This window comes from Algoriphagus namhaensis (genome assembly GCF_042649705.1).
Classification (GTDB): Bacteria; Bacteroidota; Bacteroidia; order Cytophagales; family Cyclobacteriaceae; genus Algoriphagus; species Algoriphagus namhaensis.
Window position 1 is genome coordinate 33343 of the sequence record NZ_JBHRZS010000007.1, and the last position, 19984, is coordinate 53326.

19 protein-coding genes are annotated in these 19984 nt (G+C 43.0%); 13 read left to right on the plus strand and 6 right to left on the minus strand.

The annotated features are described in order from the left end of the window. Positions 1-153 precede the first annotated feature (153 nt). Complete coding sequence (locus ACFOSV_RS08475) at positions 154-894, minus strand: MBL fold metallo-hydrolase (RefSeq protein WP_377905399.1); 741 nt, start codon at positions 892-894, stop codon at positions 154-156. A gap of 157 nt (positions 895-1051) precedes the next feature. On the opposite strand from ACFOSV_RS08475, the gene ACFOSV_RS08480 reads away from it, so the two are divergent. Together ACFOSV_RS08480 and ACFOSV_RS08485 are read left to right on the plus strand one after the other, a co-directional pair. Further along, positions 1052-1447: a hypothetical protein gene (locus ACFOSV_RS08480; RefSeq protein ID WP_377905401.1), complete on the plus strand. Its 396-nt coding sequence runs from the start codon at positions 1052-1054 to the stop codon at positions 1445-1447. Beyond that, entirely contained in the window at positions 1444-2280 is an 837-nt protein-coding gene (locus ACFOSV_RS08485) for an MBL fold metallo-hydrolase (RefSeq protein ID WP_377905403.1), read from the plus strand. The genes ACFOSV_RS08480 and ACFOSV_RS08485 overlap by 4 nt, the downstream gene beginning before the upstream one ends. 53 nt (positions 2281-2333) lie before the next feature. On the opposite strand, the gene ACFOSV_RS08490 is transcribed toward ACFOSV_RS08485, so the two are convergent. From ACFOSV_RS08490 to ACFOSV_RS08505, 4 genes are all read right to left on the minus strand, one after another. After that, complete coding sequence (locus ACFOSV_RS08490) at positions 2334-3872, minus strand: YifB family Mg chelatase-like AAA ATPase (protein ID WP_377905405.1); 1539 nt, start codon at positions 3870-3872, stop codon at positions 2334-2336. Between the two features lie 78 nt (positions 3873-3950). After that, positions 3951-4301, minus strand: coding sequence for a hypothetical protein (locus tag ACFOSV_RS08495; protein WP_377905407.1), 351 nt, complete (start codon positions 4299-4301; stop codon positions 3951-3953). Between the two features lie 27 nt (positions 4302-4328). Further along, on the minus strand, positions 4329-6161 hold the full coding sequence (locus ACFOSV_RS08500; RefSeq protein ID WP_377905409.1) for an ABC transporter ATP-binding protein: 1833 nt from the start codon (positions 6159-6161) through the stop codon (positions 4329-4331). 55 nt (positions 6162-6216) lie between these two features. Continuing rightward, positions 6217-7908: a hypothetical protein gene (locus ACFOSV_RS08505; protein ID WP_377905411.1), complete on the minus strand. Its 1692-nt coding sequence runs from the start codon at positions 7906-7908 to the stop codon at positions 6217-6219. A gap of 179 nt (positions 7909-8087) precedes the next feature. Between ACFOSV_RS08505 and ACFOSV_RS08510 the strand changes: the two genes are divergently transcribed. From ACFOSV_RS08510 to ACFOSV_RS08560, 11 genes are all read left to right on the plus strand, one after another. Further along, positions 8088-8333, plus strand: coding sequence for a type B 50S ribosomal protein L31 (locus ACFOSV_RS08510; RefSeq protein ID WP_377905413.1), 246 nt, complete (start codon positions 8088-8090; stop codon positions 8331-8333). 68 nt (positions 8334-8401) lie between these two features. After that, a complete protein-coding gene (locus ACFOSV_RS08515) occupies positions 8402-9598 on the plus strand; it encodes a GlmU family protein (protein ID WP_377905415.1) in 1197 nt (398 codons plus the stop codon). An 8-nt stretch (positions 9599-9606) separates the two neighbouring features. Further along, on the plus strand, positions 9607-10743 hold the full coding sequence (locus tag ACFOSV_RS08520; protein WP_377905417.1) for a DNA polymerase III subunit: 1137 nt from the start codon (positions 9607-9609) through the stop codon (positions 10741-10743). Next, entirely contained in the window at positions 10736-11185 is a 450-nt protein-coding gene (locus ACFOSV_RS08525; protein WP_377905419.1) for an ATP-dependent zinc protease family protein, read from the plus strand. Before ACFOSV_RS08520 ends, ACFOSV_RS08525 begins: the two co-directional genes overlap by 8 nt. A gap of 40 nt (positions 11186-11225) precedes the next feature. Further along, positions 11226-12134 carry a 30S ribosomal protein S6--L-glutamate ligase gene (gene rimK / locus ACFOSV_RS08530; RefSeq protein WP_377905421.1) on the plus strand — a complete coding sequence of 303 codons (909 nt, stop codon included), beginning with the start codon at positions 11226-11228 and terminating at the stop codon, positions 12132-12134. Continuing rightward, on the plus strand, positions 12131-13069 hold the full coding sequence (gene hemC, locus ACFOSV_RS08535; RefSeq protein ID WP_377905423.1) for a hydroxymethylbilane synthase: 939 nt from the start codon (positions 12131-12133) through the stop codon (positions 13067-13069). Before rimK ends, hemC begins: the two co-directional genes overlap by 4 nt. Then, positions 13066-13911, plus strand: coding sequence for a peptidylprolyl isomerase (locus ACFOSV_RS08540; protein WP_377905425.1), 846 nt, complete (start codon positions 13066-13068; stop codon positions 13909-13911). The genes hemC and ACFOSV_RS08540 overlap by 4 nt, the downstream gene beginning before the upstream one ends. Beyond that, positions 13901-14815, plus strand: coding sequence for an SDR family oxidoreductase (locus tag ACFOSV_RS08545; RefSeq protein WP_377905427.1), 915 nt, complete (start codon positions 13901-13903; stop codon positions 14813-14815). The genes ACFOSV_RS08540 and ACFOSV_RS08545 overlap by 11 nt, the downstream gene beginning before the upstream one ends. Positions 14816-14858: 43 nt before the next feature. Next, positions 14859-16244: a sodium-dependent transporter gene (locus tag ACFOSV_RS08550; protein WP_377905429.1), complete on the plus strand. Its 1386-nt coding sequence runs from the start codon at positions 14859-14861 to the stop codon at positions 16242-16244. A 100-nt stretch (positions 16245-16344) separates the two neighbouring features. Further along, a complete protein-coding gene (locus ACFOSV_RS08555) occupies positions 16345-16716 on the plus strand; it encodes a response regulator (RefSeq protein WP_377905431.1) in 372 nt (123 codons plus the stop codon). 60 nt (positions 16717-16776) lie between these two features. After that, positions 16777-17370, plus strand: a complete 594-nt coding sequence (locus tag ACFOSV_RS08560) for a porin family protein (RefSeq protein ID WP_377905432.1) — start codon at positions 16777-16779, stop codon at positions 17368-17370. Between the two features lie 47 nt (positions 17371-17417). Here ACFOSV_RS08560 and ACFOSV_RS08565 read toward each other — a convergent pair whose 3' ends face one another. Continuing rightward, the gene (locus ACFOSV_RS08565) at positions 17418-19925 is read right to left on the minus strand and encodes a WD40/YVTN/BNR-like repeat-containing protein (RefSeq protein ID WP_377905434.1); all 2508 of its coding nucleotides are present in this window, start codon (positions 19923-19925) and stop codon (positions 17418-17420) included. Positions 19926-19984: the final 59 nt, after the last annotated feature.

Genomic DNA, 19984 nt, shown 5'->3' on the forward strand with positions numbered 1-19984 from the left:
CTTGATAAAAAAAAGAGGTCGTCCCATAAATAGTTTTTTTGTCAGCCTGAGCGAAGTAGAAGCCGGTTTCCATCTTTCTGGATAACATGTCGACTTCGTACCACCGTCGGGATCAATATGACAAACCTTACTTTTGAGACAACCTCTTTAATCTTAGTTTTCTGGATACCAATTACGAAGTCGCACCTCGGTTGCTTGTGCCTCAGAGTTCACGAGGCTCTCAAATTTGCTCACATCACTTAAGCCGTCAGTACCACGGTAATGATACGGGTAAACGATAGATGGTTGAAATTCAGCTACCGCATTTGCTGCCTGCTCCACACTCATCGTATAAGGCAGATTCATACACACAAAGGCAACGTCTATATTTTTTAAGGCTCTCATTTCCGGAATATCTTCCGTATCTCCAGAAATGTAAAGTGTGCGGTCTGCCATCTTCAACACATAGCCATTTCCTCGGCCTTTTGGATGACGGCTGTCGTCGGTTTCTGGGAGATTGTACATGGGTATGGCTTGCACAGCAAAAGATTTAAGATTCCTTTCTTCACCGTTTCCTAAAGTGATGATTGTAGAGTACCTATCTTTCGGAAGTTTATCCACTACAGCCTGAGGCGCAATAATGGTTGCATTAGACAGATCTAGGGCATCCAACGTATTCTGATTGTGATGATCTCCATGGATATCCGTGATTAAGACAAAATCTGGTTTTTTTTGTCCTTCGAAAACTTCAGCCCCTCCATAAGGGTCCACATAGATGACACTCCCATTAAACTCCAGCACTAAAGTACCATGTAGAATAGGATGAATCACAATATCTCCTGATGATGTAGGGATTTTATCTTGTGAGAAAACGGTCATAGGAATTAGAAACAAGAGCATTAAAAGGTATTTCATAGCTAATATTTTGTAGTTTAATATGATTAATTGAAAGTTAGTTTTTTCAAATGAGTAAACTTTTCTTTGGCTATAACATTCAAAAACCAAATAGTGATTATGAATTAATTAAATAATTACTAACTTCTCATACTTTTCAATCAAATCCGTGTAAATAATGGCAGTACAGCCCATAGAGTTAATTCTTGCGAGGCAATTTGGGGATTCGATGAGTCTCCCCGTTTTTTTGGTCGATCCAGAAGGGAATTTGTTGTATTACAATGAACCAGCAGAAAACATTCTTGGTGTTAGATTCAGTGAAACTGGAGCAATGAGCCAAGATGAATGGACCACCATGTTTAAGCCCAAAGATGAGCAAGGCAATGTATTGAGCGCTCATGACTTGCCTTTGGTAAAAACTCTAACCGACCACATGCCCGCGCATGGGTCCTTTTTTATCGAAAGTTTCAAGGGTGAGAGTCATCTCATTCATGTGACATCGATACCAGTGGAGGGTAGACCCAAGCGCTTTTTAGGGGCAATGGCATTATTTTGGAACTCAATGCCATTATGAAAGTAAAAGTTTGGGGTTGTAGAGGATCATTGCCTTCCCCAGGGCCTGAAAATATTGTATATGGTGGCAACACATCTTGTGTTCAGATCATCAAAGATGACTTGTGTGTTATTTTGGATGGGGGCTCTGGAATCCAACGATTAGGAAAGATTATTGGACCAGAGGTCAAGGAGATTCATATTCTCCTGACGCATTTGCACATCGATCATACCATGGGTTTGGGTTTTTTTCAGCCACTCTATAATCCAAATGTGAAGGTTCATTTTTGGGGTCCGGCTGGAAGTGTCGAACCACTTTTGTTTCGATTGCGTCGATACTTTTCTCCACCGCTTTTTCCGGTACGTTTAAACGAGCTAGCGAACCATCCCGAAATTCATGAAATTGGTAATTCCGAATTCTCGATTGGAAGCCTGAATTTTAAAAGTGGATACATCTGTCACGCAGGTCCTACTTTGGGTTTTAGAGTGATGGATGAACATGGGACCTTTGTGTACATGCCGGATCATGAACCAGCTTTAGGCTCTGTGGATTTCCCAAATTCACCCGAGTGGACCAGTGGCTTTGACCTCGCTCAGGGTGCAGATCTTCTTTTTCATGACGGAGAATATACTCAAGAAGAGTATAGGACGAAGGTAGGCTGGGGACATAGTTCTATGGAAGATGCGATCAGTTTTGGTCAAATATGCCATGTGAAAAAATTGGCAGTTTTTCATCATGACCCACTCAATTCAGACGCCAAGCTGGAGCAAATTTTTTCAGAAACAATAGAAAAAGTACAACCCAACTATAAAGTCATCCTCTGTAAAGAAGGAGACATTTATAATGTCGGATAAGCCATCCAAATTGGAATCTCTAGATCCGATAGTCACACTTACCCATTAAATTTTCACCCCGCCCATCCTTCGCGATCGAGGCTTCTATATTGAATAGCTTCGGCTAGATGCTCCACCTTGATGTCCTCAGATCCAGAGATGTCTGCGATCGTCCGAGCCACTTTCAATATTCTGTCATAAGCTCGAGCAGAAAGTCCAAGTCGCTCCATGGCAGTTTTTAAAAGTGTCTTGCCAGCATCATTGATTTCGCAGACTTGCTTGACCATGTGAGAGGGCATCATGGCATTGCAGAAGACCTCTGGGTTGTTTTTGAACCGTTCGGCTTGCCGTTTTCTACCTTGTTCTACGCGCTCTCGAATAGCCTTGCTGGATTCCGTTTTACGGGTGGAAGTCATCTCGTCAAACTTCACAGGTGTCACTTCCACATGAAGATCGATCCGATCAAGAAGTGGGCCTGATACTTTGTTTAAATAGCGCTGGACGATTCCTGGGCCACAAACACACTCTTTTTCCGGGTGATTGTAGTAGCCGCATGGACAAGGGTTCATACTTGCGATCAGCATAAAATTCGCCGGATAATCTACGGACACTTTGGCCCGAGAAATCGTGACTTTTCGCTCTTCCAGAGGCTGTCTCATGACTTCTAAAACCGTCCGCTTAAATTCTGGTAGTTCGTCTAGAAATAACACACCGTTGTGAGCCAAAGAGATTTCTCCGGGCTGAGGATTTCCTCCTCCACCTACTAATGCGACATCGCTGATCGTGTGATGAGGAGAGCGAAATGGCCTGCGTGCAAGAAGGGAACTATCTCCTCCTAGCTTTCCAGCCACGGAATGAATTTTTGTCGATTCCAATGCCTCTTGAAGGGTAAGCGCGGGTAAGATAGATGGCAGACGCTTCGCAAGCATGGTTTTTCCTGCCCCCGGAGGACCTATCATGATCACATTATGTCCGCCAGCAGCCGCGATCTCCATGGCACGCTTGATGTTTTCTTGTCCTTGAACATCGGCAAAGTCAAAGGCTGGGTCTTCCTGAGAATGATAGAAAATATCTCGAGTATCGGTCACTAGCGGTTCGATGGCGAGCTCGCCTAAAAGAAACAGAACTGCTTCCTGAATGGTAGTCACCCCAATGATATCTAGATTATTGACTATGGAGGCTTCTTTGGCATTTTCTTGAGGAAGAATAAAGCCTTTGAATCCTTTAGTACGTGCTTCGATCGCAATCGGCAAGACTCCTTTGATGGGTCTGAGTTTTCCGTCTAGTGCGAGTTCTCCCATGATAACATACTGCTCGAGCTCCGGAAAAAAAACCTGCTCAGATGCTTGCAGGATCCCCATGGCAATGGGTAAATCGTAGGCCGACCCTTCTTTACGAATGTCTGCGGGTGCCAAATTGACCACAACCTTTTGCCTTGGCATGCGGTAGTTATAATATTTCAGGGCACTCTCTACCCTTTGCTGACTTTCTTTGACAGCACTATCTGGCAAACCCACCATGAAAAAACTGGTGCCTTGGCCCACATTTACCTCTACTGTGATCAAATTGGCATTCACACCTGAGACGGCACTGCCAAAAGTTTTTGCTACCATAATCAAAAAAAAAGGAAACCTAAGGTCTCCTTGAATATACTAAACTTGAAAATTAATTCTTTATCTCGCTCCGATAAATTATTCTGAAGGGCTTGGATTTGCTGTAGGTTCGGAACCTTCTTTCTTTTGTTCGGGCTTCTTTTGGGGAATATCTGGATGCTCGAGGTCATAGAGTTTGGCCTTCAGTTTATTCATTTCAATTTCCTTTTTTGTTAAGCTGTCTGACAGTCCTTTGATCGTCAAATAGGCTGAAAGCCAGGTGATCAAAAATATAATAAGACCCGTAAGCATGATTTTGACCATCTGATCAGAGCTGATTTCGGCAGTACCGAAAAGCCCACCCAAAGTGTCAAACGCAACGAAAAAGATCGTCATTGCGGCAAAGAAAACCAGTAAAACGATCTGTAGAACTTGAGTGAATTTTTTCATCTATTTGCGATTCAATGTTCGAATATACTAAACCGACTGAATACTAGAAAGCTTCTGATAAAGCCCCTCAGTTTTTATCAAATCAGCGTGGGTTCCTCGCTGGATGATTCGACCTTTTTCGATGACTAGGATTTCGTCTGCATGCTGAATAGTGCTCAGTCTATGAGCAATCACTAGCGTGGTGCGGTTTTGCATGAGTTTGGTTAAGGCCTCTTGTACTAGGAGCTCAGATTCGCTATCCAAGGCAGAGGTGGCCTCGTCCAGAATAAGAATGGCAGGGTTTTTCAACACTGCCCGGGCAATACTCAGTCGCTGTCTCTGCCCACCAGAAAGTTTGGTACCACGCTCGCCAATATTGGTCTGATAGCCATTCTCCATTTCTGATATGAATTGATGGGCATTCGCGATTTTAGCTGCGGCGATCACCTGCTCTTCAGTTACTCCTTTGGATCCAAAAACGATGTTGTTGTAAACTGTGTCATTAAAGAGGATAGACTCTTGGGTGACTATACCCATTTGACTGCGGAGGTCTGCTAGATCCAAGTCCTTTAGATTTTTTCCATCGATCAGCAAATCTCCACTTGTAGGGTCATAAAATCGTGGAACGAGATCTGCCAAGGTGGATTTTCCTCCTCCAGAGGGACCTACCAGTGCGATGGTTTTTCCTTTGAATAAAGTGAAACTGACGTCTCGGATCACTAACTCTTCCCCATATCCAAAGCTAACATTCTTAAATTCGATCTCCTTTTCAAATGAGCTAAACTCCAATGGTGAAACAGCGGATTTGATTTCCGAAGGCGTGTCGATCACTTCAAAAATTCGCTCTGCCGAGGCAATACCTCTCTGAATGCTGCTCACAGCTCTACTGATTTCTTTTGCTGGATTCAAGACCTGAGTGAAGATGATGATGTATGTAATGAAATCACTTGCACTCAAATTAGATTCGCCGGAGAGAACTAGACTTCCCCCGTAGACCAAGATCCCCGCAACCACGCTTACACCTAAAAATTGGGAAATGGGTGAAGCTAGCTCGTTTTTACGAGCCATGTTCACATTGACTTCTGCGTATTGATTGGTCTCTTGGTCAAACTTTTTGCCCATAAACCATTCGGCATTAAAGGCCTTGATCACCCGCATTCCGCCAAGAGTTTCATCTAGAATATTGACTATCCTTCCCAAGGACTGCTGGCTTTCTACGGCCTTTTTCTTCAATCTTCGTGTAATTCCCCCGATAATCGCTCCAGAGATAGGAATGATCATAATAGTAAAGATTGTAAGCTTTACAGACATGAAGAATAACACCGAGAAATAAAGGATAATCGTGACGGGTTCTCGAAAGACCACGCGAAGTGACTGTACAATGGTGTTTTCCACCTCCTGTACATCATTAGTCATTTTGGACATCAGATCACCTTTGCGTTCATTGGAAAAATACCCAATATGTAACAAACTGACTTGGTCAAAAATATCTGTTCGCATGCCTTTGATCACTACTGCTCTCACTTTGGCAAGAACAACTCCAGATAGGTAGGTAAATAAATTAGCCAAAAAGACGGATATGACGATAATGATACAGACATAAAACAATGTTCCCAGTTTGCCATATTCATCAGCAACTTGTAGAAAGTAGTAATTGAAAAGATGCGTGAAATACCCAATAGAGAAGGAAAAATCAGGCTTTTCCTGAAAGGAAGCAATCAGCCCGGCATCAGCCTGATCAAAGATAACATCGAAAAGGGGCTTGAGTAATGTAAAATTAAGTAAGCCAAAAATGATGGCTAGTAGGGCGTAAAGTATGTACACCGGAACAAATCGCCTGTACGGTTTGGCGTAAGATAAAATCCGGAGGTAAGTCTTCATTCTGGGGTAAAATCAATGGATGCGCAAGGTACGCAAAAATTGTTCTTTAGGTTTTTTAGAAATTGTAATCTGGACGTACAAAATTCCAACGTAAAGCCAGCTGGATATAGTTGCTCGATGCAGGCGAGTCTAAATCTTCGGCCGTTCTACGGCGGTAGGTAAAACCGCCGTCGATAAAGAAGTTGTGCTTCAACATGTACGAAGCATTCAGATTTGCCTGCACCAGTTGGTTTTCAATTCCCTGCCCGATTACATTATCAAAAAGACCCGTTGGGCTTCCAACCAATCTGTTTTTCAGCACGTCGCCACCCCAGTTGGTTTCCGCATCAGGATCTGCACCATAAAGTTGGTACATCGCCAGTAATGTCATGTTTAGTCTTGGGAGTGGTTGATATCTGATGACAGATAGGAATTCCCTGAAATTCGCACCTCGAGGATGTGTGAGTGGGTTTCTCCAGTTGCTGTAGGATTGGAAATCTTGCTTTTCTTGGAAAGTATAGGGTCTAGCAGCGTTGAATTCCAGTTGTAAGTCTAGATTAGAAATCTTGAACATGTCAATGTATTTAAACCCAGCTTGGACACCGTATTTATTGCGTTTGGAGTTTTTGCCATCGATCCCAAAAAACTCATTAAATACAAATTCGTCCAACGCAAACTGTCCATAGAGCTGCATCCCAGGATAAAAATTCCATTTGGCATCCGTTCCAAGCATCACCTTATCCGGAGTGCCTAAGGATTGCTCCACCCATCGAAAAAAGATGATTGGATTGAAATAGTTGAAATTAGCCTGGTCGGTCATGACGGATTCAAAAAAGCCAATATTCAATTTTTTACCCACGTCCAGTCCAAGGCGGTGCATGGAAAACCACTTTTGGGGGTATCGTCCATCCGTGGGTCGGCCTCGATCGTAAAAGACGTCAGCTGTCATTTGAGTCCAGAGGTTCGTGAGCTGAAACTTCCAGACTTTGGTGTTTAGCTTCACAAACATGTAAGGAGTAGAGAAATCCGAGAGCAAAAAAGATCGATAGCCTTCTCCTATGAAATTCCGATCGTGTCCGATTTGGGCTTGGATATTTTTGGTGAAATGGAAATTCACATGGCCCTGAGCGGAAAAGTAGCTATATCCGTCGGTTTGGTATTCTTTCCAGAATGCCTCTCCAGGGACAGCTCCATTATATTCGGCAAAGTCCTTGACCCATGAAGGGAAAAAGGCTTCCGATGAAGTGAATTGGGTATAAAAGCTCACTTTCCTGTCGATGGCTCCTCTCACTACCACGCCACGCGTCAAGCGATTGGGATTTTGATCATTGTCTGATTCAAATCCCCCATTGAGATAAAAAACTGGGCTAAGGTGAATATCAAACTCATCCGAGTAATAATGCGCAAAATCTCCAGGGCGTCTATATAAAGTGTTGAAAAGGGGTTTCTTTGACTCGGGAGTTTCTTGAGTGACAAATTCCCAATTGTCTTGGCTCAGGTACTCGATATTATATCGATCTGATCTGGATTTAATCACCGGACTGGTAGAAAGACTATCCAGGTATTTTGCTAAAATATCTCTACGCACAGGCTTGAATCCCGTCATGAAAAAAGGATTGTTGCCGCCCTGCAGAATCTCATACCGCTCAAATCTGTGATAATAATCTCGATCAAAAGGGACGTAGCTTCCTTGAGCCGAAGCTAAAAATGGGGTGAAAAGTAGGAGAACTAGTCCCCAAGCCTTCATAAAGCTGAAGTTGTGTTGCATCGTGGAAAACTAAATAAAGGATACAAGAAAGAAAATACTGTGCCTGATTTAGCTATTTTGCGAGACTTTTTATTCTCAGAAAGTTATCTGAAGAAATAGCGAACAAACATTTGGTCATTTTTAGGAAAAAGAATAACTTTGCACTCTCATTTTACAAAAGGGATTAAACACATAGCCATATGAAAAGCGATATTCACCCAAACTACAGAGACGTAATATTTTACGATACTTCTAGCGAGTTTAAGTTTTTGACTAGATCAACTATCGAGACTTCTGAGACCATGGAGTGGGAAGACGGTAAAGAATACCCAGTGTATAAGATCGAAGTTAGCTCTCAGTCTCACCCGTTCTACACAGGTAAGAAAATGTTGCTCGATACTGCAGGTAGAGTGGAGAAATTCAACAGACGATACGCAAAGAAATAATTCTTTACTATTTGGTCATAAAAGTCTTCTGGAGCATAGATTCCGGAAGACTTTTTTATTTTTACCCCATGGAGGAATTTGTACTGTTTGACGATCCGGCAATTAGAGGATCCTTGCTCCCTTTCACCTTTACTAGACCGGTGGCGGATATACGTGTGGGCATTTTAAAAATTTCGGAGAAATGGGAAAAAGTCCTCGAGAAACAGGCTCGTTTTCATACCCAGAATTATTTGCAGGCCAAATTCCCTGGCACTGATTCTTCCGCTTTATGGATCAATGGGGCCTGGCTTCCAGATGAGCAGTCTACTAAAGCTCTTGCGGCGCTGAGGGGAACTGAAGCGCTTTACTTTGGCAAGACCCTGATGGCCTGCTACATCGGCGAGACTGAGAAGAACTTGTCTGAGGTAAGTAAGAAAATTCCAGTGGAGCTCGGTTTTGAGCCGGTTTTGGTTCAGAAGGTTTGGAATATTTTCCAATTTAATGGATCCCAAATCCGTCAGGATTTTAAGCTTTTGACAAAAGGGAGAAAATCTGCTGAAATTTCTGATCCATTTACTAAGGTCTATGCACCCGAAAATATATTTATCGAAGAGGGAGTGAAAATCCGTGCTGCAATTTTGAATGCTGAAGATGGGCCAATCTATATCGGTGCCAATGCTGAAATTCAGGAAGGTGCTGTGATCCGGGGCCCTTTTTCATTGGGTGAAAGCTCAGTGGTAAATATGGGGGCAAAAATCAGAGGCGATACGACAGTAGGACCACATTCTAAAGTAGGAGGAGAGGTCGGGAACTCAGTGATTTTTGGGTATAGCAACAAAGGCCATGAAGGATACTTAGGGAATTCAGTTTTGGGAGAGTGGTGCAATCTCGGAGCAGATACTAACACAAGTAATTTGAAGAATAATTACGCGCCTGTGAAGGTTTGGGAATATACCAAGGGCGGCTTTGCAAATACAGGATTGCAATTTTGTGGACTGATGATGGGGGATCACTCGAAGTGTGGGATCAATACCATGTTCAATACGGGGACGGTTGTAGGAGTGGGAGCTAATATTTTTGGCCCAGGTTTTCCCAGGAATTTCGTCCCTTCATTCTCTTGGGGTGGGGCTGCTGGATTTACGACTTTCCAGTTTCCGAAATTTGCCCAAACCGCCCAGGCCGTAATGGGTAGACGATCAATTGAGTGGACCGATGTCGAGAAGGAAATGCTAGAGACGGTTTACGATTACACTAAAATTTACAGGATTTGGGAGAAAAACTCCTAATCGATACTATGCGCTTTTCTACGATCCCAGGTCTTGAGGAGACCAAACAGAAGCTTGTCAATTCGGTTAAAAACAACCATTTGGCACATGCTTTACTTTTTCATGGCCCAGAAGGTTCTGCCACACTACCCATGGCACTTGGCCTAGCTAGTTACATGTATTGTGAAAATCCTGAAGAGTTTGATTCTTGTGGAACCTGCGCCTCATGCCAGCGTATGGCCAAACTTATTTTGCCGGATTTAAATTTTGCATTTCCCCAGATCACCCGAACGAAGGAGGAGCTGAAAGATGATAAAATAGATGATTTAGCCGGTTGGAGGAAATTTGCTACGCTGCATCCTTACGGAAATATTCACGACTACATCGTGCATAATTCTATGCAAAAAAAGCAATTGAATATTTCTAAAGATGCCGCAAGACAGATAATTCAGACTCTTTCGCTCAAATCATTTGAAGGAGGATTTAAGACCATGATGATCTGGGGAGTGGAATACATGAATGCGGCTGCTGCAAACGCTCTTTTGAAAATCATCGAAGAACCGCCGGAAAAGACACTTTTTCTTTTAATTACCTCTGACCCAGAGAAGCTTTTGACCACTATCCTTTCGAGGACTCAAAAAGTTTTCGTGAGGGGTTTTACAGATCAGGAGATATCTAAGCACATGCAGCAGACCTTTCAGATGGACCCCGAAAAGGCAAATGAGCTTGCGGTGCTATCGGATGGAAGCATGCGTGAGGCATACAAGTTACGAGACGAAGTCGAGGACAAGCAGGTCTTAACTATCCGTGACTGGTTTAGAAAATGCGCTACTAGAGATTTGAAAGGGGTTTTTGACCTCGTGAATGATTTGTCAAAATCGGATATCGAAACGCAAAAGTCACTTTTACTCACCGGCATGTTCGTGTTACGCGAAATCTTACTCAAAAATCTATCCCTTGAATCCCTTCTCAGGACACAGGATGAGGAGCGAGATTTTATTGATAAAATTAGTGGAGCAGTTCTTTCAGAGGAAGATGTCAGTGTGATTTATGAGAAATTTAATGAGGCATATTATCACCTCGAGCGAAACATCAATGCCAAGATGGTCTTCACGGTTTTATTGATGGATATTCTTAAACTTATTTGGAGGAAAAGAAATGGGTAAAATAATAATTGGACGGCGGGAAAAGATATCCTTTCCGTCCTTTGGGCCCGATCTGATTTGGGCCAAAATCGATACCGGTGCCTATACCAGTACGCTCCATGCTGAAGATGTTCGTGTGGAGATGGAGAATGACAAAGAAGTGCTTAAGTTTGTTCCGTTCAAAAGCTCAGATAAAACCTACACTGGCAAAACCCAAAAAGCTGAGAATTTTAGAAAAAAGATTGTCAAAAATTCGTTTGGGGATGATGAAGAACGATTTTTGATCACCATTCGAGTAATGATAGCTGGAGAGGTATTCGATACCGAGTTTACCCTTTCCAACAGATCCAAGATGAGGAATTCTATTCTTCTAGGGAGGCAAACCATACGAGGAAAATACCTGATCGACGTAGAGCGGGTAAATCTTTCCAAATCATATAGAAAAAATCAAGCAATTCGCTGAGCTTGTACTTATTGAAGTATCAAAAAATTTATCCATCACCATGAGAATTGCAGTATTATCCAGAAACCCTAGTTTGTATTCCACTCGAAGACTAATGGAGGCCATAAACCAGGCTGGACACGAAGGACTGATCGTCGATCATAGCATTTGTGACTTGGTCATCGAGCAAGACGGCCCTTCTATTATTTACAAGGGAAAAACGCTCGAAAATATTGATGCGATTATCCCAAGAATTGGTGCTTCAGTTACCTTTTATGGAACGGCGGTAGTTCGTCAGTTTGAGCTAATGGGCACTTTTTCCGCGGTTAATTCTCAAGCTATTGTAAGGAGCCGAGACAAATTGCGCAGTTTGCAAATTCTCTCAAGCGCTGGATTGGGTATGCCAAAGACGGCATTTACTAATTTTTCCAAAGGAGGAGAAAAACAGATTATAGAGCATGTGGGTGGCGCACCTCTGATTATCAAATTACTTGAAGGTACCCAAGGTCTAGGTGTGGTGCTAGCTGAAACCAAAAAAGCCGGACAGTCAGTGATTGAAGCTTTCAATGGTCTTAAGGCTCGAGTGATTATCCAAGAATTCATCAAAGAGGCGAAGGGTGCAGATATTCGAGCATTTGTGGTGAATGGCAAAGTGGTAGGTGCCATGAAGCGACAGGGAGCCGAAGGTGAATTCCGTTCCAACCTTCACCGTGGAGGGAGAGCCACCTTGATCAAACTTAGCCGGGCTGAAAAGTCAGCCGCACTTGGTGCAGCAAAGGCAATGGGGCTTGAAATTGCAGGGGTGGATATGCTTCAATCTTCTCGTGGCCCCTTGATTTTGGAAGTGAATAGCTCTCCAGGACTAGAAGGGATCGAGAAGGCCACAGGAGTGGATGTAGCCATGGCCATTGTCGAATACATTGAAAGTAATGCAAACAAAGTAAAAAGGACACGGAAAATAGAGCAGTGAGTAGAATTATAAAAATCGGTACACGAGGGAGTAAATTAGCACTGTGGCAAGCTTATCATGTGGAGGATTTGCTGGCAGCCGCTGATATTAAATCTGAAATCGTAATTATCGATACCAAGGGAGATCAAATTCTTGATGTTTCCATTTCAAAAATTGGGAGCAAGGGTGTATTTACACAAGAGCTCGAGGATCAATTGGCTGATGGGAGAATAGATATTGCGGTGCACAGTGCTAAGGACATGCAATCTATTTTGCCTGAAGGTTTTGAAATCATTGCATTTACCCAGCGCGAGCAGGTGAATGATGTGATCCTTTCTCATAAGCAAGGAATAGACCTTTCGGATTCATCCAAACCATTGATTTTGGGTACATCTTCAACACGTCGTGTAGCTACTTTAAAGCATTTTTACCCAAATGTTCAGACGGTGGAAGTTCGAGGAAATTTGCAGACTCGAATTCGTAAAATGGAAGAAGGACTTTGTGATGGTTTGCTTTTGGCTTATGCTGGTGTTCATCGAATGGGCTATGACCAACAGGTACAATCCATGCTTTCTCTAGAGGAATTTACCCCAGCGGTGGGTCAAGGTTCAGTAGCCATCGAGGTGTCCACTGGACTGGATTCGGCCATGAAAAACGCCATTTATTCTGCCTGTAATCATACGTCGACATCTCAGGAATTACGGGCAGAGCGAGCTTATTTGAGAGTTTTAGAGGGTGGGTGTAGTATTCCTGTTTTTGCTTTAGCGAGAGAAAATGAGGGGCATTTGACCTTAACCGGAGGGATTGTAAGTCTAGATGGGAGCGAGCGCATCAGTATAGAGGTACAAGGAAAGGCGGATGAACCAGAAAAATTGGGAGGGCTTTTATCAGAGAAGGTTTTTGCCGCAGGCGGAAAGAGAATTCTAGACGAAATCAAATCGAATCTAGGATCATGAAAAGGTATTTGATTTTTCTTTTCATTCTGTCTGGCATGGCTCTCGGAGGATGTGATTCGGATCAGGATTACCTCATTCGAATTGAGACCAGGCATGGAGAGATGGTGGGTATTTTGTACGACGATACACCCATACATAAGAAGAATTTTATAGAATTGGCACAATCAGGACGATTTGATTCTACCGAATTTCAGCGAGTGATGAAAGGCTTTATGATCCAAGGGGGTGATGTGTTTACCAAAGAAAACCTACCTCCTCAAGAATGGCCAACGCTAGAACAAGAAATCCGCACCAATCACATTCATAAAAGGGGGGCAATGGGCGCTCCTCGACAACCGGATCCAGTGAATCCCCGAAAGGAATCGAATGGCTCGCAATTTTATATTGTGGATGGGAGGGACTACACTGAATTAGAGGTGACCACCGATACGCAGGCGCTCCAAAAGGCTATCTTAAAATATATGGAGCTAGGCAGTCAGGCCCAACTGCGATCAGAATATTCTCGACTTTATGAAGAAGGTAAGTTTGATAGCCTCACTGCTTTGGTGGTGTCAAAAAGAGAAGAAATCGAGTCCTTTCTGAATGTGAATCTCTCGAAAGATTACACAAAAGAACAGATCAAAGATTACACGACTATGGGCGGCTCAGCTCATCTTGATCGAGAGTATACCGTTTTTGGAGAGATTTTGAGTGGATTTGAAGTGATCGATCAAATCGCATCTGAGTCGGTAAATTCAAATAATCGGCCTTTTGATCCAGTTTACATGAAAGTGAGTGTGGAAAAAGTGAGTAAGAAAAAGATCCAACAAGACTATAATTACACCTATCCAGATGGCAACTAAAGAGAAAATATTTATCACTGGAGCAAATGGGCTTTTGGGTCAAAAGCTCGTTGCCCAACTAGTGGAGGAAGGAAAGTTTGAAGTTTTAGCCAGTGGAAGAGGGGAGTGTAGACTTCCTGGAGATGGATTCACCTATGTGTCTTTGGATATCACTGATCGGGAGTCGGTAGAGGAGGTGTTTCAAAAATATCAACCGAATACGGTCATTCACGGAGCAGCAATGACTCAGGTGGATGATTGTGAAAAAGACCGAGAAGCTTGTTATCTGGCTAATGTGACAGCTACAGAAAATTTGATCGGGGCAGCTGAGAGGGTTAAATCGCATTTTATTTTCGTTTCGACGGATTTTATTTTTTCGGGAGAAAAAGGGCCTCTTACCGAAGATGAAGAGCCAAATCCTGTGAATTATTATGGCGAGTCAAAATTGATTGCGGAGCAAAAGCTCATAGCTTCATCCTTAAAATGGGCCATAGCGAGGACTGTTTTGGTTTATGGAATTGCGCATGACATGTCTCGAACGAATATCATTCTTTGGGTGAAGAAGTCCCTAGAGGAGGGAAAGACTATCCAAGTAGTGGATGATCAATTTCGTACGCCTACACTAGCCGAGGATCTGGCGGCTGGCTGTATTTTGATTGCAAATCAGAAAGCTGAGGGAGTATACAATATTTCTGGAGAGGATTTTCTGACTCCACTGGACATGGCCTTGATGACTGCAGATTATTTTGGGCTGGACAAAAGCCTGATCAAAAAAGCGGACTCCAGTACCTTTACACAGCCAGCTAAGCGACCAGCAAAAACTGGCTTTATTATCGAAAAAGCGAAGAATGAGTTAGGCTTTCAGCCCAAAACTTTTCGAGCGGGGATTGCTATATTGGCAAAACAAATTATCTTAGCCCGCTAATAAATTTGAGTTAAATCACCACCTAAATCATAACACATCAATAATGGCAGCAAGTGCAAATACTGAAGGTAGAGGCCAATGGGGCTCGAGTCTAGGATTTATTATGGCAGCCGCAGGTTCGGCTGTGGGTCTTGGAAATATCTGGAGATTCCCCTACTTGGTAGGAGAAAATGGAGGCGGAGCTTTCGTCTTCGTTTACATCATCTGCGTCCTTTTTATCGGGATACCTTTGCTTTTCAATGAAATTGCACTCGGTCGACGATCGGGGAAAAATCCGATTGGAGCAATCCGAGATACCGGAGGAAATAAGTTTTGGCAGTTAGCAGGCGTACTTTGTGTGATGGTCTGCTTTTTTGTTTTTAGCTACTACTCTGTGATCGCAGGCTGGACCGTGGGCTATATTTTTACTGAGATTATCAATATACCAGTGGATTTTGAGGAGTTTGTTCAGACGCCATTGTATGTGATTCCATTGACTTTCTCCTTTATATTATTCACCATCCTCATCGTTTTGGGAGGTGTATCAGGAGGTATTGAGAAGGCAGCGAAGTTTTTGATGCCTATTCTCTTTATCATTATCATCTTTATTGCTGGTCGTTCTGTGACACTCGAAGGAGCTGAAGCTGGTATTCAATACTATCTCAATCCGGATTTCTCTAAAATCAATGGTACAGTAATCCTACAAGCTTTAGGACAAGCGTTTTTCTCCATGTCAGTAGGTTGGGGATTGATGATCACCTTCGGTTCTTACCTTCCGAAAAGCTCTAACATCATCCAGTCATCAGGCTGGATTGCTACCATGGATACTGCGGTAGCACTATTGGGAGGATTGATGGTGTTTCCAGCCTTGTTTGCCCTTTTGCCAGGCAAAGATCCAGCAGCAGGGCCAGCATTGGTTTTTGACGTTCTTCCAAGAGTTTTTGACGTGATGCCAGGTGGTTCGATCATCGGGGCACTTTTCTTCTTGTTGCTAATGGTTGCAGCTTTGACTTCGACTATTTCTATGTTGGAGGTTCCGGTTGCATACTTGATTGACGATAGAAAATGGAATAGAAAGAAGGCTACGTGGATAGTAGGTATTGCGGCGATGTTGATGTCCGTTCCATCAGCTCTTTCCTCGATCGAGGGTAATTTCTTTGCCAATATCGAGTTCACCTTCTTGAGTAATCCGATCCAAGGTTTCTTCGGGGCAATGGACTTTATCTTTGGAACATTCGCAGTGATTGTGATTTGTTTGATGCTGGCACTTTATACCGGCTGGGCATCTAAAATCTCCGATTATGCAGACGAACTAGCCTCAGGGGCACCTATGTTTAAGGGTCCATTTAGAACTGGTTGGATCTTCTTTATTAAGTGGGTTTGTCCAATTGTGATCATCCTTTTGATATTGAACATGGTCGGTATCTTCGGAGCTCCTCAAGCGGCCTAAATAGGAATGAAAGAAAAGAAAAGGGATCAGAAATGATCCCTTTTTTTATGGTATGGTTATTGGATTAGTTCAAATTGGACTGTTTTAAATTCATTAAATTATGAGGGTACTAGTTGTAGAAGATGATTCGGTTCATCGATTTATTCTCAAGACGATTTTTGAGAAATCCTCTGATCAAGTTACTGCTGTCTGCAACGGCAGAGAGGCTATGGAGGTGTTGGATATAGATCAATCTTTTAATGTTATCCTTACTGATATCCAAATGCCTGAAATGAACGGTTTGGAATTACTCAGCAGAATAAAGCAAAACCACTGTACTCAAACCATTCCCGTAATTGGCTTTACAGCCGGAGATGTCAATCACTACCGAGGAATTTCCCAAACTCCCTTCGATGCTCTCGTTGCTAAACCTATGGATTTTTGGGACCTCTATTCCCTCGCAAAAAAATATGTAGACACGCCCTTGAATTAAAGCGTTCTATACTTATTCCGCCTTCATGAGCGTTGAAAAAAGTGAACTAAACTAATTACCATGAAACAGTTTCTTATCCTCACTTTACTTGTTTTATCCATTGGGGTAGCGAGCGCCCAGAATTTTGCCATAGGTCCACGCGCCGGAATCAGTCAAACCAAACTTAGTCTTGAAAAAGGAAACTTTACACCGGGTGATGCCGAGGTAGGCTATCACTTGGGACTTTTTGCTCGATTCGGAGGAGCAGGATTTTACGTACAGCCCGAATTTCTTTATTCTCAAACTAGCGGAACGTTTACTTTTGACGGGCCTACTCCTGGGGGAAACAGCAAGTTTACCGCAGAATTTAATCGGCTAGATATTCCTGTGATGGTTGGCTTCAAATTATTTAAGCTATTTAGGATACAGGCAGGTCCAATAGCGAGTATTGATATCAATTCGGAATTGAAAGACGCAGTGAGCGTGGTAGAGGAAGTGGATTTCAAACAAGCGAGTATTGGCTATCAGGCAGGTATAGGCTTGGATATTGGAAACCTATATTTAGACGCAAAATATGAAGGAGGTCTAGGACCCATCACGGATAATATTGGCGAATTTCAAACAGATCAAAGGATGAACCAATGGGTGTTTTCCGTAGGATTTAAACTCTTCTAATAGACATAAAAAAGCCCGATTGAAATTTCAATCGGGCTTTTTGTTGTTTACTGCATTACTTTTTTATCCGGTTTGGCCAATTCATGTATTGGACCTAATTCCACCACATACACACTTCGGCCGTGGGTACCTACTACTAGGTGGTTTTCTCTTTTTTGGATTACCATATCATAGATAGCGACATTTGGAATGGAGCCTTGGAAAAGATTCCAATTATTTCCTCCATCCATGGTTACATACAATCCGTGATCGGTTCCCAAGTACAAAATGCCAGGATTGACATGGTCTTCAATAATGATATTGGACGATTCATTTGGTAGGTTGCCCTTGATGGATGTCCAGGTATTACCATAGTCGCTGCTTTTATATACCATGGTGGTAAATTCATCATAGCGATATCCATTCAGGGTCACATATACCACGCCTTCTGTATACTGAGAGGGGCTGATACTGCTCACCCAGCGATTTTGTGGAAGCCCCGTGTCTATTCTTTTCCAGGAGGACCCTCCATTTCTAGTCACCCATATATTTCCATCATCTGAGCCTGCATAGAGTGTTCCAAATTCCAATGGAGACTCCTCTACTACGGAAAGTGTAGCGTAAGGAACATTTCCACTTTTCTCGTTTTTCGTGAGGTCATCTGAGATTCGCTTCCAAGTACTTCCTTGGTCCATGCTTTGATAGACATACTGCGAACCCATATACACGATATCCTGATTGTGATAGCTTAATTCTGCAGGAGTTCTCCAATTCCATCTATTTGGGGTAGTCCCAATTTCATGCCCAGGAGTGATCATTTTTCGCTCTCCTGTCTCTTTGTTGATTCTAAAGTAGGCGCCAAATTGAAATCCGGTATAAACGATATTATTATCACGAGTATCCACTGCCACTACCATTCCATCTCCACCCATAAGCGACTGCCAAGGCTTGTCCGGTGTGTCTGTGGACTTTCCAAACCATACTCCGTTGTCCTGCATGCCTCCGTAGATATTGTAGGGTTGTGCATTGTCCACCATGATGGAGTAGAATTGCGAGATTGGCATTTGAGTATTCAAGTGATCCCAACGTGCGCCGCCACCATAGCTTCTATATAGACCGCCGTCATTTCCAAGAAGGATGTGCTTTGAGTCATTCGGATTGATCCACATAGATTGATGATCTGAATGAGGTCGACCTATAGAGTCGGTCCGGTCAAAGTTTTTGCCTCCATCTCTCGATACCATTAAAGGAACTCCAAGAATAAAAACTTCATTCTCATCTTCGGTACTTACCCGGATTTCTCCAAAGTAGTATCCATAAGAATTGTAGACCCTACGGATATCTGACTCACTTACTTTACTCCAGCTTTTACCAGTATCTGTGGATCTATACACTTCAGCTCCAATGACAGGGGCATCAAATAGCGCAGCATTGGCATCGACTTGCTCGCCGTTGTAGTTCTTGATTTGAGTTGTGGTGATCTTACCGGTCTTGAGCTGTCTTTTGACTTCTTTGGCAGAATAAATACTAGCAAATCTATTTCTACGAAGAAATGTCTCTAGCCTTTTGTCATCAAGAGCCAATGCTTCATCTAGGCTCATTCCGTCAAAATCCTCAAATTTCAACGCGTCCTTATCTTCCTGCTGATTTCCGCGTCTTCGGGTTTCGGGTTCCTGATCAGACTTCGCTTGATTATCGAGCAACGCATAGACCACGTCTGGATTACTCATCGCAAAATCAAAACCAATTCTTCCTACAAATTCGTCCTGAGGAAAGCCATCAACAGCTTTTTTCCAAGTATCGCCGCCATCCTCAGATCTCCAAATTGCAGAACCTTTTCCCTGTCCAATGAAGTCATGCGCCTGCCGAAATCGCTCCCAGCTTGCTGCCAAAAGCACATCTGGATTGCTGGGATGAACTTTGATATCGATGATGCCGGTATTGTCATCAATAAAAAGTGTTTTTTTCCAGGTTTTACCTCCGTCAGTGGTTTTGTAAAGACCCCGGTCTTTATTTTGGGAATAAAGTGAGCCCATACTTCCTACCCATACGATGTCTGGATTTGTAGGATGAATCTGAATCTGTCCGATGTGTTGTGAGTGTAAAAGCCCCATCATCTCGAAGGTCTTACCTCCATCCACAGATTTATAAACGCCCGCACCTGCGTAAGTCGATCTACTGGAGTTGTTTTCACCAGTACCCACCCAGAGTATGTTATTGTCAGAAGGAGAAAGCGCCATATCTCCAATACCTAGAGCAGCGTGATTGTCAAAAATAGGCGTGAAAGACTGTCCGTTGTCTTCTGTCTTCCAAACTCCTCCCGAAGCTGCCGCGATATAGTAGGTTTTCCGATCTTGGGCTACTTCTATATCCACGATACGCCCAGACATATTTGTTGGGCCAACGTTTCTGGCTTCAAAATCTTTTAAGGGGGATTGAGCGAATAGGGCTGCATGCTGCTCAATGGAGGACTTCAGGTCCTTTTCCGAAGTAGGATTGATTTTTTGGGCAGTAACTTCACTGAGGCTCATCATGCCGAGTGCTATCGCTGCGATACTAAGTTGAATTTTTTTCATGCTTTAAGGATGAGTGGGTTGGGTAAATACGTCCATTCTCAGGCTATGTCGATCATAGA

What these genes read in the sequence shown, in the direction of transcription:
- ACFOSV_RS08475 (WP_377905399.1), bottom strand. Translation starts at nt 894, where the DNA reads ATGAAATACCTTTTAATGCTCTTGTTTCTAATTCCTATGACCGTTTTC.
- ACFOSV_RS08480 (WP_377905401.1), top strand. Translation starts at nt 1,052, where the DNA reads ATGGCAGTACAGCCCATAGAGTTAATTCTTGCGAGGCAATTTGGGGAT.
- ACFOSV_RS08485 (WP_377905403.1), top strand. Translation starts at nt 1,444, where the DNA reads ATGAAAGTAAAAGTTTGGGGTTGTAGAGGATCATTGCCTTCCCCAGGG.
- ACFOSV_RS08490 (WP_377905405.1), bottom strand. Translation starts at nt 3,872, where the DNA reads ATGGTAGCAAAAACTTTTGGCAGTGCCGTCTCAGGTGTGAATGCCAAT.
- ACFOSV_RS08495 (WP_377905407.1), bottom strand. Translation starts at nt 4,301, where the DNA reads ATGAAAAAATTCACTCAAGTTCTACAGATCGTTTTACTGGTTTTCTTT.
- ACFOSV_RS08500 (WP_377905409.1), bottom strand. Translation starts at nt 6,161, where the DNA reads ATGAAGACTTACCTCCGGATTTTATCTTACGCCAAACCGTACAGGCGA.
- ACFOSV_RS08505 (WP_377905411.1), bottom strand. Translation starts at nt 7,908, where the DNA reads ATGCAACACAACTTCAGCTTTATGAAGGCTTGGGGACTAGTTCTCCTA.
- ACFOSV_RS08510 (WP_377905413.1), top strand. Translation starts at nt 8,088, where the DNA reads ATGAAAAGCGATATTCACCCAAACTACAGAGACGTAATATTTTACGAT.
- ACFOSV_RS08515 (WP_377905415.1), top strand. Translation starts at nt 8,402, where the DNA reads ATGGAGGAATTTGTACTGTTTGACGATCCGGCAATTAGAGGATCCTTG.
- ACFOSV_RS08520 (WP_377905417.1), top strand. Translation starts at nt 9,607, where the DNA reads ATGCGCTTTTCTACGATCCCAGGTCTTGAGGAGACCAAACAGAAGCTT.
- ACFOSV_RS08525 (WP_377905419.1), top strand. Translation starts at nt 10,736, where the DNA reads ATGGGTAAAATAATAATTGGACGGCGGGAAAAGATATCCTTTCCGTCC.
- rimK (WP_377905421.1), top strand. Translation starts at nt 11,226, where the DNA reads ATGAGAATTGCAGTATTATCCAGAAACCCTAGTTTGTATTCCACTCGA.
- ACFOSV_RS08540 (WP_377905425.1), top strand. Translation starts at nt 13,066, where the DNA reads ATGAAAAGGTATTTGATTTTTCTTTTCATTCTGTCTGGCATGGCTCTC.
- ACFOSV_RS08545 (WP_377905427.1), top strand. Translation starts at nt 13,901, where the DNA reads ATGGCAACTAAAGAGAAAATATTTATCACTGGAGCAAATGGGCTTTTG.
- ACFOSV_RS08550 (WP_377905429.1), top strand. Translation starts at nt 14,859, where the DNA reads ATGGCAGCAAGTGCAAATACTGAAGGTAGAGGCCAATGGGGCTCGAGT.
- ACFOSV_RS08555 (WP_377905431.1), top strand. Translation starts at nt 16,345, where the DNA reads ATGAGGGTACTAGTTGTAGAAGATGATTCGGTTCATCGATTTATTCTC.
- ACFOSV_RS08560 (WP_377905432.1), top strand. Translation starts at nt 16,777, where the DNA reads ATGAAACAGTTTCTTATCCTCACTTTACTTGTTTTATCCATTGGGGTA.
- ACFOSV_RS08565 (WP_377905434.1), bottom strand. Translation starts at nt 19,925, where the DNA reads ATGAAAAAAATTCAACTTAGTATCGCAGCGATAGCACTCGGCATGATG.